Origin of the sequence: Sphingobacterium sp. UBA2480, from assembly GCF_002341965.1 — a bacterium.
Taxonomy (GTDB): Bacteria; Bacteroidota; Bacteroidia; order Sphingobacteriales; family Sphingobacteriaceae; genus Sphingobacterium; species Sphingobacterium multivorum.
In genome coordinates, this window is sequence record NZ_DDPA01000006.1 from 181,937 (window position 1) to 199,379 (window position 17,443).

Sequence of the window (17,443 nt, forward strand, 5' to 3'; positions counted from 1 at the left end):
TATTTTCTTAGCGCTTAATTTGGTAACATAAGATTTACATGAAGAAATATGAAACAAAAAGAAATCTAAGTAGATTCAAATCGAAATTATAAATAAGTATTATGGAAAGCAGAAGAGAATTCCTCCGAAAGACCCTACTATTTTCGGGAGCAGCAGGTATTGCCAGCTTTATGCCCGCATCGATCCAGAAAGCCTTTGCGATAGACCCTGCCCCAGGAAGCAGTTTTTTAGATGCCGAGCATATCGTCATCCTGATGCAGGAGAACCGCTCCTTTGACCATACGCTAGGTAGTCTTTCGGGAGTTCGGGGGTTTAATGATCCCCGTTCGATACGTTTACCAAACGGTTTACCCGTCTGGTATCAAACGGATAAAGCGGGAAAAACTTATGCTCCTTTTCGATTAAATCTGAAAGAAAGTAAAGTGACCTGGATGGGTTCGCTTCCACATAGTCGAGCAAGCCAGGTGGATGCCTTTAACCAAGGACGTTACGATCATTGGCTCTTATCGAAGCAATCAGGGAATAAACAATATGCGGCGATGCCACTGACATTGGGATACTTTACACGGGAAGATCTACCTTTTCATTATGCCTTAGCGGATGCTTTTACAGTATGTGACCAGAATTTTTGCTCGGGCATGACAAGCACGACGCCTAACCGTTCCTTTTTCTGGACGGGTAAGATTACAGAGATGAAAGATGGTCTGCAAAAAGTAAATATTCGGAACGATGACTTTGGCTATGGTAAAATGACCTGGGCAACTTTTCCGGAATTGCTTGAAAAGAACGGCATTAACTGGCGTTTCTATCAAAATGAGACCAGCTGTGGCGGAGGTTTTTCCGGGCAGGAAAGAGCATGGTTATCCAATTTTGGGTGTAATCTACTGGAGTTTTTTCAGGCTTATCAAGTTAAATTTAAGGAGAACTATATCAGAAGCCTGGAAACACAGGTTCGGGATTTGCCCATGCAGATTTCTAAGTTGGAAGAGAAGTCACCTTCTTCCGAGGAACAAGCAGAAAAGATACGCGCTGATATTCGCAAAAAAAGTGAAGCACTGGAGCGAGCTGAGACCGAACTAAAGGAATTCAATGCAAACAATTATAACAAGCTAAGTGATTTTACGAAATCATTAAATGAGCGGGCGTTTACGGTAAACAAGGGGGATAAAAATTATAGATCGCTTGATACCTTACGTTTTAAGACACAGGGAAAAAAAAGCACGCTGGAAGTCCCTAAAGGAGATATTCTTTATCAATTTCGGAAAGACGTTGATACCGGGAAACTGCCTGCCGTATCCTGGTTGGCCGGTCCGCAGAATTTTTCGGACCACCCGAGTGCGCCCTGGTATGGAGCTTGGTATGTATCTGAAGTCTTAGATATCTTAACGAAGAACCCCGAAATTTGGAAAAAAACAATTTTTATCATTACCTATGATGAAAACGATGGTTACTACGACCATGTTAAACCTTTTCTGGTGCCAGATTTAAAGAAGAAAGATACAGGCGCATGTTCTCCAGGGATCGATACGGAGGTGGAGATGGTCCGTTTAGAAAATGAGCTAAAGCAGGGGATCCCTAAAAAACAGGCACGCGAAGGGGCTGTGGGCTTAGGTTTTCGTGTTCCCATGTATATTGCGTCGCCTTGGTCGCGCGGTGGTAAGGTCTGCTCTCAGGTATTTGATCATACCTCTACTTTGCAATTTTTGGAATCTTTCTTTAACAAAAAGCTGAACAAAAATCTGCATTTGGAAAACATCAGTGCATGGCGTAGAACAATCTGTGGTGATTTAACAAGCGCCTTTACACCTTTTACGCAGCAAAAGGAACAACTTCCTTTTCTTGATCGGAATCAATATATCGAAACGATATACAATGCGCAGTTCAAAGATGATCCACAAGGCTTTGTTGAGGTCAAAGATCCTGATCTTGCGACTAAAAACGGATGGATCCCGGGATTTGACCGAATACAGGAGCGGGGGATTCGTAAATCCCTGCAATTGCCTTATGCACACGATGCGGTGGGCTATGTGAAAGATGGACAGTTTCATCTGGCGATGACTGTAGACAACAAGTTTTTCGGAAAAAAGACTTCCGGTACAGCTTTCAACGTGTATAGTCCGTTGGAATATCGTGATGAACAGGGGCAAAGTGAAACCTACCGCAATTGGAATTTTGCGGTGAAGGCCGGTGATCGTTTGACATATCAGTGGGACCTGGCACGATTTGCAGGAGACCGCTATGCTTTTGAATTACATGGTCCAAATGGTTTTTATCGAAAATTTTCTGGACAGAAAGGAGCTGTGGCGCTAGCGACAACCGTTTCTCCGGAGCTCAAAGCGCTGACTCAGGCGGCAACAGGAAAATTGCAATTGAAACTCGGGAACAATAGCGACCAGCGGGTAACCGTAGTTGTCGAGAGCCTTAGCTATGGAAAATATGCCGTAACGAAAGAAATCGCTCCCGCCGAAGAAGTGCCATTGATCCTCGATGTTGAAAGGCAAGGGAATTGGTATGATATTGCTGTACGACTCAAGGAAGACAGCAGCTTCCTCATTCAGCTCGCAGGGCGATTGGAAACAGGTGTCGAGTGTACAACTGATCCATTATTAGCATAACCTATACTTGTTTCCGCAGGAATGGCGGCCAATTCTTTTTGACTGGTCTACCTGCTGTTGCTATATAAGTCTATCAATCGTATCCGGTTGACCTTATTTACAAGCGGACAAATAAGGCCTCCGGATGGTGTTTTTCTATATAACGACGAAGATATAATTCCGTATCAGAACTTATGGTGCGGTCTTTATGAACGGGGAACGTGTTGTAAACCAGGGTGTGTAGATTGATCTTGCGCTTGGCGATAGCTTCCAGACTTAGTAAGGTATGATTGATACTCCCTAATTTTCCGGATGTGACAAAAATAAGAGGATATTGCATTTCTTGGATGTAATCAATAATCAGATAATCTTCTTTTAATGGAACCATCAATCCACCTGCGCCCTCAATAAGCACAGCATCGTAGCGATGGCTTAATGTCAAGCTTGCCTGTCTGATCTTGGTAAAATCAATTTCACGATTATCTAGGCGCGCTGCCAGATGCGGGGAGGCCGGGTAGGTGAAAATCTCCGGCATGGTGATTTTCTGATGATCTTCCACCGTTAATGGGATTTCCATGAGTTGGCGATGCAGGACGATATCTTCGGAAATAGCTGTATTTCCAGTTTGTACCAGCTTTTGAGTAATGGTGCGTATACCACTTGTATTCCATTGTTTCGCGAGGAGGCCAGTAGCATAACTTTTTCCGATCCCGGTGTCTATGCCGGAAACAAAATAGATATTTTCATTCATTGCTATGTTTCTTTTGTTGGTTGTCCGATTGTTGGTGATTGGCGTGTTCAGCTGATGTTTTTTTTTGCAATAATATAGATGGGATGGTAGGTTAGCGATACGCCTTTTTCTGTCCCGTAACGAGCAGTATACTGGTCGCAGAAAGCCCGGAGCGTGCCTTTTGTCCACCGGTGACTTTTTATTCCCGTCACTCCCGTTTGCTTCAGGTGGAGCAGAACTTGTAAAGGGCTTTCAAAGTATAGTTGTAAATGTTCTTCTTGTGCAACGAGGATCGTATAATTCAATGTTAAAAGTTCGGCGATAAGTTCGGATTTAGATCGATAGCTTAGTCCAACATCTGCAGTAGCATTGATCTCGTGCATATTGTCATGACCAAAAGTACTGAAGGCAAGGATACCCGAGTTCGGTAGCGATACATAACAGTTCTCAAAGAAAGCGCGGGGATTGTTGAACCACTGAATCGTAGAGCAGGAAGCGATTAGATTGATATCTTTGGGAAAAGCATAGGTTTCTGCATCAGCACAGCAGAACGTGTGCGGCGAGGTCAAAATATCCATTACTTCGGGCATCATTGCTGGACAGATATCATTTAAAACCATTTTTTGAGGTTTGAGATGCTGTAGCATCAACCGCGAAAAAAGTCCCGTGCCGCAGCCAATTTCCAATACTTTTTGCGGTTTGAGCGGTATGTACTCCTGCATTAAGCTGATCATTTTTTTTGCTATTTCGTACTGAGCAGTCGCTGCCGACTGATAGTTCCGCGCAGCTTTAGAAAAACGGGCCATAATCCTTTGTTTGTCCATCATGATGATCATTTTAAAAGGTGCTTAAATAATTGTTCGGGATAATGCGTAGCGTCAATTATCGTATATGCGGTATCGGACCAGGCACGTTTTTGATTTTCTACGTGGAAGATTCGGTCTTCTTTACCGATATATGCCTGATGCCATTGAAATGCTGTTGCTGATTTTGTACTTGCGGTTTTTTCAATGGCGATGAGCTCAGAACGGAGGTCTTCGATGTCCCGTTGAGGAGCTCTGTCAAGAAAGTTGTTGAAAAGGTCCTTGGAACCACACATGCGGAATCTGAATTTTTCCAGTGTTTTATCGCTCAGTGTATCCAATGTTCCTTTGAATAACTGGGCTGGAATTCCTTTTTCGTCATCTATTGGAAATGGTGTTCCATTGATTGCGGTACATGTACTGATGGGGTAATTGCTGTTTTGGAGCTCGGGCAGTACCGTTGCTGCTGCCCATACCCCCATAGACCAGGCGAAAACCTCAATTTCCCGGTATCCTGCGAGCAGACGTTCGTCCAACAGTAAATCCGTATAGCTATAGGCAACAATAAGATCTTTGCCCACAGGAGAGTAGTGCAAAAAAGGCTGTTCATCCATGCCCCAGCCTGCAAAAAATAAAAGCAGTTTTTCGTTGGATTTTGGGTGAAGATACTGCCTTGGGAAATTATCGGCTGAAGTGACCCGTTTAGGGGAGATTCTTTTAAGTATCATAAGCTTGCTGCGAGTTGTTTGATCATGGCCGAGGTCATTGTTGCTGTCAATGAAAGCCGGATTCTTGAAGTTCCTTCTGGTACTGTCGGCGGACGTATGGGAAGTACGTAAAATCCCTTTCGCTGCAGGTCTTCTGCTTTCAGTATCGTTTCCTTATTATCACCGATAATGACTGGTAGAATATGGCTCTCTGACGGAGAATTAAAGCCTTTGGCAATTATTTGCTGTTGAAGCAATAGGCTATTTTTGTGCAGCTGTTGGCGCCGGTCAGTGAAGTCGCTTAAGCGTTCCAGAATAAACGCGGTCCATAAAAGGTTGATCGGTGGTAGCGCGGTTGTAAAAACTAGCGTACGAGCCTTATTGATCAAATAATTCCGGATGGGTTCTTTACAGAGCAGGTATCCACCAAGCGATGCTAGCGCTTTTCCGAAGGTGCCTGTCAGGAAATCAATGTCGGTAATACAGTGCTGTTCTTCTGCGCAGCCAAGCCCCCGTATTCCGCGTACCCCTACGGCGTGCGCTTCATCGACATAGAGTAAGGTGTTGGGGTAACGCTGTTTTAGACTGACCAGATAATGGAGGTCAGTGCAATCACCATCCATACTAAAAATACTTTCTGTGACGATGATGATGCGTGTGAAGCGATGGGCATATTTTGCCAATAATTGCGTTAAGTGGGTGTAATCGGAATGGCGGTACCTGTAGCAGGCCGCATTGGACAGTCGGATGCCATCAATTAGGCTTGCGTGGATGCCCTTATCGGCGAGAATTAGTGTCTGTGTATCACACACTGCAGGAAGTATGCCTACATTCATATGATAGCCACTGTTAAAGACCAATGCACTCTCCGTGCCAAACATACGGCACAGCGTTGTTTCCAATTGCGTATAGCCTGCATGGTTTCCTGTGAGTAGACGTGAAGAGGAAGCACTGAATACCGCATTATCCTTTGTCACCGAGTTTAGGAATTCTTGACGAAGTATCTGATCTGTTGCCAGGCCAAGATAATCGTTAGAAGAGAGGTTGTGAAGCGCGTTAACATACTCCTGTTCTGCTTTACCCTGCTGTGTGATAAGGGGGAGTTTTCGTATATTCCCTTGTTTTTCAAGGGTAAATAATTCGTCTTCAATGCGCTGGATTAAACTGTTTTCACTCATTGTATTGTGCTGATTACGGCTAGTAATGCCTGTGTTAACTTGTGTAGCTCGCCTTCGTTTATGATAAAAGGGGGCATGATATAAATCAGTTTTCCGAATGGCCTAACCCAAATTCCTTCTTCGATAAACCGCTGTTGTATGCGGGATAGATCGACGGAGTTTTTCATCTCGATAACTGCAATTGCACCTAAAATTCTGAGCTCCTCAACTTGGGGCAGCATTGTAGCAGCACTAAGTTCCCGTCTCAATTGTTGCTCGATTAACGTTACTTTCGCTTTCCAGTCCGTTGCCAACAGTAATTTGATAGAAGCGTGGGCTACAGCGCAAGCCAAGGGGTTGGCCATAAAAGTTGGCCCATGCATAAATGTACCCGGTTTACCGTTGGAGATTGTAGTTGCAACCTGATCTGAAGTGATCACGGCTGATAGCGTCATATAACCTCCGGTCAGAGCCTTACCGATACATATGATATCGGGTACTATGCCGGCATGCTCCCAGGCAAAGAGCTTTCCCGTGCGCCCAAACCCGGTAGCAATTTCATCAAAGATTAATAGCAGCTGATTTTGTTTGCAAAGATGTGCTGCCTGACGCAAGTACTCCGGATGATAAAAACGCATACCACCGGCTCCCTGAACGATAGGTTCAAGGATGAGAGCGGCCAGTTCGTCCTTATGCGAGCAGATCAGGTCTGCTAAGGGTTGAATATCATTGGCATCCCATTCCTGATCAAATCCTATTTTTGGGGCAGGGGCAAAATAGCGTTTGGGTAAAGCATGTTCAAAGATGCGGTGCATGCCAGTAATGGGATCACAGACCGACATCGCGTTCCAGGTATCGCCATGGTATCCCGAACGAATCGTGACAAAGTTTGTTTTATTGGTCTTTTTTTGTGATACCCAGTATTGAGTAGCCATTTTAAGCGCAACTTCCACTGCAACAGAACCCGAATCGGCATAAAATATTTTGTTGAGTGAAGCAGGGGTGATATCAAGCAGTATTTTACCGAGGGCAATTGCTGGTTCGTGTGTAAGTCCGCCAAACATCATGTGTGACATGCTGCTGAGCTGTGCTGTGATCGCAGCGTTCAGGACGGGGTGATTGTAGCCATGGATGGCGCACCACCAAGAGGACATACCATCGATAAGCTGCTGCCCATTTTCCAACTCGATTATACAGCCATCTGCCCGTTTAACCTTGTAGGCAGGTAAGGGATTAGTCATGGTTGTATACGGATGCCATAAATGCGCTCTGTCAAAATCATCGATAAGGTCTTGTTGGTTGATTTCTTTTCCTTCCATTATGGTTTGCTGCATAGGGTTTGTTATTTGTCTTGCTGTTTAGCGATGTTACGCTGGATTTTATGTTCTGGTCTTGACCATCTTGGTCTTTCACCAAGATCATGGTAATGCGCCATCTCCGTTGCGATGGTTTCGGGTTGATTTTTTTTCTCGAAAGGCTGCTGTGCCACTAACCCCAGTGTTTTAAACATATCCATATCTTCGTTGATAGCGGGATTGGGCGTGGTGAGGAGTTTGTCGCCCGAGAAAATCGAATTGGCTCCTGCGAAAAAGCATAAAGCTTGTCCCTCTGTACTCATGTTGGTACGCCCTGCAGAAAGGCGAACCTGTGTGGTGGGTAATAAAATTCGGGCTGTAGCGACCATGCGTACCATTTCCCATATCGAAACTGCTTCCATGACCTCCATTGGAGTACCGGGTACAGGAACGAGTGCATTGATCGGTACCGATTCGGGTTGTGGAATGAGCGAAGCAAGCGTGACCAACATCGCTGCACGGTCGGCGATACTTTCTCCCATCCCAATAATACCACCGCTACATACCGTTATGTTGGTTTTACGGACATTTTCGATCGTTTGCAGGCGATCATCATAGCTTCTGGTCGAGATAATTTCCTTATAGTAGTCGGCAGAGGAGTCGAGGTTGTGGTTGTAGGCGTATAGTCCGGCTTCTGAAAGACGATGTGCCTGGTTTTCGGTCAGCATACCTAGTGTGCAGCAGACTTCCATGTCAAGTCTATTCAATGTGCGGACCATCTCCAGTACATGATCAAACTCAGGGCCATCTTTAACATTACGCCAGGCGGCCCCCATACAGATTCGTGAGCTACCGCCAGCTTTGGCCGCCAGTGCCTGCTCCTTTACCTGCTCTAGGCTCATTAGGCCTTCCGCTTTTACATTCGTATGGTAACGTGCGGCCTGTGGACAATAGGCACAGTCTTCGGGACAGCCACCTGTTTTTATTGAGATCAATGTGGACACTTGTACTTTATTGGGGTCGTGATATTTCCGATGTATCGATGCCGCTTCATAAAGAAGATCCATTATTGGTTTGTTGTATAAAGCAACAACTTCTTCCTGCGTCCATTGTGGTTTTGTTTCCATATTATTGCTAATTTTTATGCGAAAGTCAGGTCTATTTTGCTTAATGACCATTGGGATTGAGTATTCAACGCGATTATTTTTTCTTGATAATTGCAAAGATTATAGTTTAAATGATAACTTTGGTAGTCCGAAATAAACATAATGAGTAGTCCGGTTAGTATAGGTTTTCATTCCTTTATTAAGATAGATCGCCGTAAGGAAGATGCCATCTATCTGCAGATTGTTTATCAATTTATCAATGCCGTCAAACGTAATCTATTGGAAGATGGCGATCTGTTGCCGGGAAGTCGGAAGATTGCTGATGAACTAAATGTGCACCGAAAAACCATTGTAGCTGCTTTAGCGGAATTGCAGGAACAGGGCTGGGTGAAAATTTTACCTAATCGCGGAACTTTTGTGAAAAATCCCGAGCGTATCGGTACCTCCAGGTCTGCAGTTAAGGCATTTAGACAGCCGCCTGATTTTGCACCTTACTTTTTTAGAAAGGAACTCATCTTAGATATGCCTATTTCAGAGGTTCCCGAAAGGTACTATTTTACGGATGGAACACCGGATTATAATGTCATTGGAACGGAGGAACTGGTGCGTTTTTATGCATCCATGGTGAAACGGAAAAAGAAAAGTGATGATTTTCCGACGACGACTGAAGGGAATTTGTTTTTTAGGGACCAGTTAAGCTATTATCTGAATTTAACAAGAGGGTTTCATCTTTCCCGGAATTTCTTGTTGCCTATTGCCAGCCGCGAGCAGATTTTTTCAATTTTATCCAGATTATTGATCCGACCAGGTGATATTGTGCTGGTGGAAAATTTAAGTTATTTTTTACCTAACATGATCTTTAGTCAAGCTGGGGCCAAGCTAAAAACCATTCCGGTAGATGCGGAGGGGATGAATGTAGATAAAATCGGAGATCAATTTAAACCCGGAGAAATCAGATGTGTTTACCTCAATACCAGATGTCAGTATCCAACGACGGTTAACCTTTCCGAGCGGAGGAAAATTCAATTATTAGCGTTGGCCGAGCAGTATAACTTTATCATTATTGAGGATGATGTGGATTTTGAGTCTTCTTTTTTTAAGGAGAAAGGCGAATCACTTTTTCGGAAAAATGGCGGTAACCGCGTGATTTATACAGGTGCTTTCGGTAGTTTCTTTGACCCTGGTTTCCAAATGAACTTTTTGATCGCACCACAGGATCTGTTGGATGAAGGTAAAAAGTATTTGAATATCTTCGGAAAACCGAATTTTATGATCGAGAAAACCTTGGGTGAAATTATCCATCAGGGTGATATCTTTCGGTATCAGCGTAAATTTCAGAAAACAATTGCTGAGCGAAAAGAATTGTTTGCCCAATTGCTGTTACGGCATTTTGAAGATCAGATCCGGTTTGAAATCCCGTCCTCGGGACTGGCTTTTTGGATACAGTTTAATCGGGTTGTTTCGCTGACAGCCTTGCAAGAAAAAGTGCGGTTGCTAGGACTCTTGTTGCCGAGTAATTGCCTTTATCAAAATAAAACCGTTACAGCATTGCGGTTGGGGTTTGCCCATCTTGACGAACAAAGTATGGTGACGGCAATTTCTTTGTTGCGTGCTGCTTATGCCGATTTGGTCGGAAATATCGACTAGTTGCTTTGCAGTATATGGGTCAATTTGTTTTTGGCTTCTTGAGGAGACCCACAGCAATCCACAAAGTATGTGTGCTGCCATTGTTTGCTTTTGGTAGCCTGTTTGTTCGTTGGGATGCTCCAATCTGGATAAATTCGGAATCCGCGTTTACCCTCTTGACAACCTGCTGTGAGGATTTCATGTTCAATGAGCGCCTGTTTTGGAAAAACAAATAAGCCGCAATGCTGGTCTTGCTCAACTAAAATAAGGTAATAATCGAAAGGATCATCTGCAGTAAAGGGGATGGTTTGACCACCGCTGTCACGTTTCCAAAGAGCAACGAATAACCCCACTTTTCTTGGTGTTATCTTAGCCTTCCTAAATTTGAAGTTTTTGTTGCCCAGTTGAAAATTAAAACCATAATAGGCTCTACCTGGTTGATCTTCCGATAGGAGCGAGCAATGGGGCATAAATATACTTTCGAGCTGATCTAGTACTTTCCTAATCATCTGGTCAGCGATCTGTGGGGCTGCCTGATGGTTAAGATTCATGTTGAGGGATATAGATTAACTGAACAACACCCGATTTGAATGTGACGCTTTGGACAAGTTTTAGGGATAGTCGTTCAGGTAAGTTTTCGAATAAAGGCTTGCCACTTCCCAGGGCAATGGGGTGAACGGAAATGCGATAGACGTCAACAAGGTTGGCTTGGATGAATGTTGTGATTAGACGTGCTCCCCCATATAGCCAAATATCTTTTCCGGGCTGCGCTTTTATTTCCTGAACATGTTCAGTGATATCAGTTTGGATGAAAGTAGCGTTTTCATCTTGTCTTGCTTGACTGGAAAAAACATATTTTTTCTTCGCATGGACATTTTTCCAAAGATTTATTTCCGTTTCATCGGCCGTAGCACCCGGTTGGAAATTACCCCAGGCATCATAGCTCACCCGGCCATAAAAGATGGTATCGACCGAAGCCAAAAAGCCATCGAAATCCATGTCATCATCCATAATGCACCAGTCAACCTCTCCCTGTGAGCCTTCAATAAAGCCATCTAGGGTCATGGCCAGATCCAATATTATTTTTCTCATGTGTGTTATTTGCTTTAAACCTGTTACTTGCGTTCCCGTAATAATAGAAGCTGGGTTAGCTCAACGGCGGATTGTCAGGATAACATAAAGATAGAGAAATAATAAGGTTTGGCCAAATTGCCGAACAACGGAGCAAAGAAAAAGCCCAGCAAAGAATGTCTGGGCTTTGAGATTATATAAGGGGAATAATACTTGCTAAAAAAGTGAAGACCTAGTCTTCATCGGTGATAATATCATCACCATCTAATTCGAAACCTTCACCAAGGAAGGTATTCTCTAGTTCGAATAAATCTGAATCTTTAATCATTTTACTATTTTTTGATATTCAAAGTTATCACCCTTATTTAAGCTAATCGTCAATATAAAATGAAGTTTGTGTTAAGTGATATCGTTATATTTTTTTGAGTACAACATCTAATTTTTCTGCCTGGATGATCCGACTGAAAAACTCTTTTAAATCAAAATACTCTTCCGGCATAAACAAGGGTTTGTTTAATTGTGTTGCAGATTCGATGATCAGAACATCCGGTGTTGTATTATTGATTTTGAAAATATATCGGGCCGCACGTTCAGGAAGAGCCATACTGATGTTTTTTAACTTTCCTTCCGTTGGATATGCATAGCCTTTTGGCAGTTTGATTTCAATGTAGCACTCTTCTTGGACTAAAGAACCAAAGTCGATCGGATAATTCCGCTCCGTAAGGTTGAAGGGATTCTTGGACATTTTTGTGTCAATATAAGGATTGAATAGAAGTTGTTCATTTTGCAGGGTTGCAAAATTCTTAATCTCAATTTCAAACTCCTCCGTTAGCGGTTTATCAAGGGATTCCCGATTCGATACTTTAAAACTATTGATTTTGATGCGATTGTTTTCTTCATCTATTTTTTCGTAGAATTCTTCTTCAGAATTACTTCCTTGAAGGCGCTCACGCATTTTGGAAGCACCGTAACCGTTACGTGAGGTAATCCATTTTCCTTTTAATGCACCATCTTCCGACAGTTCACCGTAGAAGAAGTTACTGTAAGTAGAGGCAAGATTTGCCTCGAGCTTTACCCAGTCAGATTCGCCTTCCAGAGGAATTGATCTTCCCTGAAAGTTGACACATTTCATTGGAATATTTCCAAACATCTCATAGGGAGAGGTCGCATCCAGCAGGTAGTAGTTTTCACCTATTTTTACCTGGGCAATGACATGGTTGAACTCTGATATCGCTGGTGCATAGAGCCCTGCATAGCCATTCTCACGTGTCGATAAAATAACAGGGATGGCATCTAGTTTCGCATAACGTAAGGCATTGACCAGTCCAAGGTTAATATCGGCGCTATTGCCTGTTCTTTTTTCGATGGCTTCTTTGATATTTTTTGCGTAGATCGAATGGCGGTTATTCCATTTTATTTGTTTCTGGAAGTAGGTATACAGTCGTACCGCTTTCTCCAGGTCATCTTTTGAATCCTGCAATACCGGTTCAATGAACTCTTTCAATGCCGTTTTTCGCTTTACCTGTCCACCAAAACTTTCGTCCTGTACGAGTTTATCTCTGACATTTTCCCACGTGAGCGAAAAGTCTTTTGTCGGTCCCATTGGAATGCTATACCGACCAAGCTCAAAGAAAATGATTGACCTAAAATTTTTGGAAGAGGTCATGTAATCTTCGGTATGGAAAGCCGGAATATTTTCCATGGTATAGGTGGTTTTATTGCCTAAGACTTCTCCAACTTGAGAATCCAGGCCTGTGTTGTAATTTTCTACCTTCCGGTCACTGACGGCTAATCCCCCCTTTAAATTGGCTTTGTAATGAAAAACTTCGGGAATACGCGTGACGTATTGGCTATAAATTTTTGGGAGATCTTCCTGAAATTCCCAGGCATTTAAGTTAAAAATAAATGGCGATTCTGTGCGGTAGCGGTATTCAATAATTGTACCTTCTTGGACCTGCGGAATGGCCGCTTTCGTTACCGCATAGTTTTCTGAGGCGTTTTCGTTAAAAATATTCGCTTTCGTCATCTCTGTTTCTACAACCTTATCTCCGACGAGGTGATAGGACGCTCCCTTGATGTCCATAAGGACTTCCCGGTCGTTGCCGCTTTTATATAAAGGGATACTGAAATTAGCGTAATTATAAGCTTCCTTATTTAATATTTTAATGCGGACGTGTCTGAAAAATTGAACAACCGGACCTTTGTTTTTATCATAACTTACTTCGGCTGATCCATATTCGCGTAAGACAAAGGCATTTGCTGCTGTATCTATTTTGTCAACAGTAATGGCAAAATCTTCCTTTTTTATTTTACCGAACGAAAAATCTTGCGCTTGTAGGTATACACCACTAAGCAGGAGGAGGCCAGTGAAAAAACTTTTCATAAAAAATGACTGTATGGTTAAGAATTATAACACTAAAGTATGAAATAATTTTAAATCCAAACCCTTATAAATTAAATTGGTTGAAAAGATAAATGGATCGATCAATTGCGATTGCTTATTTGTCCCGATAGCGAGATAAACTTGTGTTGTAATTAGATAGGATGTGCTCAGATCGCATCCTTACAAGGTGAATTCGAAGCTTAACGTGACATAGCGGTAGTCTTCCCCTTTCCATTTTGGTCCCGAAAGTAGAATCTCTTTGGCTTTGGCATCGAGGTAATCATTTGCACTTTGGAGAACGCTGATATTTGTTGGGAGTCCATCTTTATCGATATAGAAGCTTAAACGGACAGTGCCCTCATAACGGCTTTTAGCTGTTTTTTTCTTGATATAATTGTTGAACGATCTCCAGCCCCAGATAGGTTCGGCACTTTTTGACTTGCGTGAAGACATCGTTGTAACGACGACTTCATCAAGAGAGGCGCCGGAAGGTTGCATTTTGATCGTCGTATTTTTGCTGCGACGCATATTCAATGCGACAGAATTGTAGCCCAGAGCCATGATGTCGACGAGTGAATCCATTGTGCTGGGTTGGATGGTAGCTTGTCCCTGTGCGTCGGTATTCGTCGCAAACTTGCTATTGGGTTGAATGATTGTCACTCCCGAAATAGGTAAGCCTGTCTCTTTGTCCCGAATTGTAAGTTGTAGCGGGGTACCTTGTTGTTGTGGCATCGCAATACCCGGAGCTCTGCCTGCAAGGGTATTGTTTAAACTTGATGTTCCCCGAATCATAATGGTTTGGGAAGCATCTTTTTTCTTTGCCATTGGTGCATAACCGATAACAATTGTACTGTCTGCAGGTCTTAATCCAAATACAGGGCGATCATTATTGAGACCTTCCTTTATTTCTTCCAATGATTTTACACGCAGGGATGGTTCCCGGGATAAAACGGTCACCTCTTCGAGTGGATGCTGTTCATGAAGCCGCGTTCGGTTATTATCGGCTAATTGTGGCAAATGATCTTGAGATCCTATTTTTGATGCAATATCATCTGAAGGAATGATAGAATCTGCTGCTGTAACCTTTGTTTTGGGTTTTTCCTGCGTAATACTTACTTCGGCGGTACGCCTCGCTTCGGATGAATTTTTGTCCTGTTGACGGTAAAGGAGGAGACCAATCCCCAATACGATCACTGCCGCTGCGGCGATGGCAAGTCTCTTCCAATCAAAGACCTTTATTTTAGCGGTATTATCTTTCTGAACACGTTGTGCAATTTGGTTGTTGATTGTTGTAAGTACGGTTTTATTCTGATCCATCTCCATACCCATAAGAATATCGGCCAGCATGGGGTCACGCTGTGCCTCACGTTCAAGCGCGTACATCTCCGTAGGAGATAATTCGCCGTTGACGTATTTCTTTAAGTATGCTATGTCGTAATTACTGTTGCTCATTCCAAGCCTCCATGCAATTTTTTAAATTCCGTTTCCCATTCTGTATATAGCTCTTTATTTCGTTCAAGCTATAACCGGTAGATTCGCTAATCTCTTTGTAACATTTTTCCTCTAAGAAGAAGAGTCTGACCGACTGCTGCTGTTTGTCTGGCAACTTTTCCAGACAGCCTTCCATGGCTGTTAGCTGTTCTTCTTTTTCATCATATTGTTCATACTGATGCACGTCTCCTGGAAATTTCACAAATTCATCCAAAGAAATTTGAGATTTGTTCTTTTGAGACCTTAAATACATCAGACAATGGTTCTTGCTTAGTACATAAAGCCATCTTGGGAAGTCCTTGATTTCTTGCTTGTTGACTTTATATATTAATTCTTCAAAGATATTCATGACAGCATCTTTGCTCAATTCGGAATCTTGGAGATACCGTAAACAAACATAGTATACCATCTCGGTATGTCGCTGGTATAGATCTCCCAATACCTGGAGCTCCATGGATTCCTGGTAGTGCAGCAAGAGCTCGTGGTCTTGTGCAGTATCTATTTTTGACGACTTGAATGCGAACATTTTATTGGCTAAAAATATTTTTTTTTTCTGGTTTATGGAAATTTAATATTTGTGGCATCCCTTGGCAAAAATGTAAAGATATGAGAGCAATACTTTTTGTAATAGGCTTGTTGCTATCCTTAGGTGGACATGCCAAGCAGGGATATGAGGTCAGCGGTAAGGTTGTCGATGCGAATACAGGGACTGCCCTTGCGGGCGTACAGGTGAGCAATGTTGCTACAAAAGCGCTCGTGCAGACCGACGATAAGGGAAACTATCGTATTCAAGTCCTTGACGGTAAAAATACCTTGATTTTTAGTTATATCGGATATCTTGAGCAACGGATAGCGGTCAATCATCGGACAACGATTGATGTGGCCTTGGCGCAACAAAACACCACACTGGATGAAGTTGTGGTGACCGGATCTGAGCGCAGGGCGAAGCGTCAGACGGCGTCGGTGATGAATGTTAATGCAGCTTTGTCAGGGCAAGTATCGGGTCTGTATATTCGAGGGACGGGTTATGTGCCTAATCAGAACCTAGAATCTTATCAAAAAATAAAGGAAAACAAGTTTATCAATCCACGAAAAGAACCTTTATCAACGTTGGCGGCCGATGTTGATGCTGCTTCCTATAGTAACGTACGTCGTTTTATCAATTCAGGAACACTACCTGAAAAAGATGCGGTACGGGTTGAAGAGATGATCAATTACTTTCAGTATCAAGTGGCCGGACCTAAGAATGGCGAACCTGTAAATATCGTCACCGAATTGACCAAGGCACCCTGGAATACTACACATCAGCTCATGCGCGTAACATTAAAGGCGAAAGATATACCGACGGCGAATCTTAAAGCTTCCAATCTGGTGTTTTTGATCGATGTGTCGGGATCAATGATGGGACCGGGGCGTCTGCCTTTGGTGAAAGCTTCGCTGAAGATGTTGGTTGATCAACTACGTGCTGTAGACCATGTTGCCATTGTGACCTATGCTGGATCGGCAGGGGTAAAACTGGAGAGTACGCCCGGTGATGAAAAGATGAAAATTAAATCGGCTATTGAGGAGCTGGAAGCCGGTGGAAGTACGGCTGGAGCTGCAGGAATTAAGAAGGCTTACGAAATTGCGAAGCAACAATTTATCAAAGGTGGAAACAACCGGATTATTTTGGCTAGTGACGGCGATTTCAATGTTGGGGAAAGCAGTGACGAATCGATGGAAGAGCTGATTGCCAAAGAAAGTAAATCGGGGGTTTTCCTCACAGTATTGGGGTATGGCATGGGGAATCTGAAGGACAGTAAGATGGAAATCCTTGCAGACAAAGGGCATGGGAATTATGCGTATATCGACAACATTTCTGAAGCACGAAAAGCGATGGTGACCGAATTCGGGGGAACCTTGTTTACCGTTGCGAAAGATGTCAAGATCCAGGTCGAATTTAATCCCAGTTATGTGCAGGCATACCGTTTAGTGGGGTACGAAAACCGCTTGTTGGAAGCTGAAGATTTCAATGACGATCAAAAGATGGGTGGTGATATGGGGGTAGGTCATGTGGTGACAGCCCTATATGAAATTGTACCGGTCGGTGTGGAGTCTGGGATGGTCGGAACGGTAGATCCCTTAAAATATCAACAACAAGCGGATCAGGTAGCTGAGCGGAGAAATGCTGAACTGGCAACCGTGAAATTTCGGTATAAGGAGCCCGAAGGGGAGAAAAGCAAGTTGCAACAAAAGGTGATAGGAACTACTGTTACGGAATTGAATCGCGTGAGTGAAGATTTACAGTTCGCCACTGCGGTAGCGGAACTTGGTCTATTACTTCGTGATTCTGATTTTAAGCAAAAGGCCAGTTTTGATCAGCTCATCGCGCGCGCAAAAGCTTCCAAAGGCAAAGATGAGGAAGGTTATCGTGCTGAATTTATCCGTATGGCAGAGAATGCACGGGATTTATCGAGATCGAAAGAATAACTAAAAATGGC

At 43.2% G+C, this 17,443-nt stretch carries 14 protein-coding genes; 3 read left to right on the forward strand and 11 right to left on the reverse strand.

Translation table 11 applies throughout. The features are described from left to right. Positions 1–101 precede the first annotated feature (101 nt). Positions 102–2,615, forward strand: coding sequence for a phosphocholine-specific phospholipase C (locus tag B3600_RS12400; RefSeq protein ID WP_286753155.1), 2,514 nt, complete (start codon positions 102–104; stop codon positions 2,613–2,615). A gap of 97 nt (positions 2,616–2,712) precedes the next feature. Here the strand turns inward: B3600_RS12400 and bioD are convergent, their stop codons facing one another. Genes bioD through bioB form a run of 6 tightly spaced genes read right to left on the reverse strand, consistent with a single transcriptional unit; the run spans position 2,713 to position 8,413 of the window. Continuing rightward, on the reverse strand, positions 2,713–3,345 hold the full coding sequence (gene bioD, locus B3600_RS12405; RefSeq protein WP_286753156.1) for a dethiobiotin synthase: 633 nt from the start codon (positions 3,343–3,345) through the stop codon (positions 2,713–2,715). Between the two features lie 47 nt (positions 3,346–3,392). Continuing rightward, a complete protein-coding gene (gene bioC / locus B3600_RS12410) occupies positions 3,393–4,151 on the reverse strand; it encodes a malonyl-ACP O-methyltransferase BioC (protein WP_286753157.1) in 759 nt (252 codons plus the stop codon). Positions 4,152–4,156: 5 nt separating this feature from the next. After that, a complete protein-coding gene (locus B3600_RS12415) occupies positions 4,157–4,855 on the reverse strand; it encodes a DUF452 family protein (RefSeq protein WP_286753158.1) in 699 nt (232 codons plus the stop codon). Next, positions 4,852–6,012 carry an 8-amino-7-oxononanoate synthase gene (locus tag B3600_RS12420; protein ID WP_286753159.1) on the reverse strand — a complete coding sequence of 387 codons (1,161 nt, stop codon included), beginning with the start codon at positions 6,010–6,012 and terminating at the stop codon, positions 4,852–4,854. The genes B3600_RS12415 and B3600_RS12420 overlap by 4 nt, the downstream gene beginning before the upstream one ends. Then, entirely contained in the window at positions 6,009–7,325 is a 1,317-nt protein-coding gene (bioA, locus tag B3600_RS12425) for an adenosylmethionine--8-amino-7-oxononanoate transaminase (protein WP_286753160.1), read from the reverse strand. The genes B3600_RS12420 and bioA overlap by 4 nt, the downstream gene beginning before the upstream one ends. 8 nt (positions 7,326–7,333) lie before the next feature. Beyond that, positions 7,334–8,413, reverse strand: coding sequence for a biotin synthase BioB (gene bioB, locus B3600_RS12430; protein ID WP_286709722.1), 1,080 nt, complete (start codon positions 8,411–8,413; stop codon positions 7,334–7,336). Between the two features lie 141 nt (positions 8,414–8,554). On the opposite strand from bioB, the gene B3600_RS12435 reads away from it, so the two are divergent. Further along, entirely contained in the window at positions 8,555–10,039 is a 1,485-nt protein-coding gene (locus B3600_RS12435) for a PLP-dependent aminotransferase family protein (RefSeq protein WP_286753161.1), read from the forward strand. On the opposite strand, the gene B3600_RS12440 is transcribed toward B3600_RS12435, so the two are convergent. The 5 genes from B3600_RS12440 to B3600_RS12460 form a co-directional block, all read right to left on the reverse strand. Next, the gene (locus tag B3600_RS12440; RefSeq protein WP_286753162.1) at positions 10,036–10,569 is read right to left on the reverse strand and encodes a MepB family protein; all 534 of its coding nucleotides are present in this window, start codon (positions 10,567–10,569) and stop codon (positions 10,036–10,038) included. The genes B3600_RS12435 and B3600_RS12440 overlap by 4 nt on opposite strands. Further along, entirely contained in the window at positions 10,559–11,110 is a 552-nt protein-coding gene (locus B3600_RS12445) for a dihydrofolate reductase family protein (protein ID WP_112375548.1), read from the reverse strand. Before B3600_RS12445 ends, B3600_RS12440 begins: the two co-directional genes overlap by 11 nt. Before the next feature lie 391 nt (positions 11,111–11,501). After that, positions 11,502–13,472, reverse strand: coding sequence for a DUF3857 domain-containing protein (locus B3600_RS12450; RefSeq protein WP_115046761.1), 1,971 nt, complete (start codon positions 13,470–13,472; stop codon positions 11,502–11,504). 180 nt (positions 13,473–13,652) lie between these two features. Next, positions 13,653–14,924, reverse strand: coding sequence for a TonB family protein (locus B3600_RS12455; RefSeq protein WP_286753163.1), 1,272 nt, complete (start codon positions 14,922–14,924; stop codon positions 13,653–13,655). Next, entirely contained in the window at positions 14,911–15,489 is a 579-nt protein-coding gene (locus tag B3600_RS12460; protein ID WP_286753164.1) for an RNA polymerase sigma factor, read from the reverse strand. Before B3600_RS12460 ends, B3600_RS12455 begins: the two co-directional genes overlap by 14 nt. Positions 15,490–15,569: 80 nt before the next feature. On the opposite strand from B3600_RS12460, the gene B3600_RS12465 reads away from it, so the two are divergent. After that, positions 15,570–17,432: a vWA domain-containing protein gene (locus B3600_RS12465; protein WP_286753165.1), complete on the forward strand. Its 1,863-nt coding sequence runs from the start codon at positions 15,570–15,572 to the stop codon at positions 17,430–17,432. Positions 17,433–17,443: the final 11 nt, after the last annotated feature.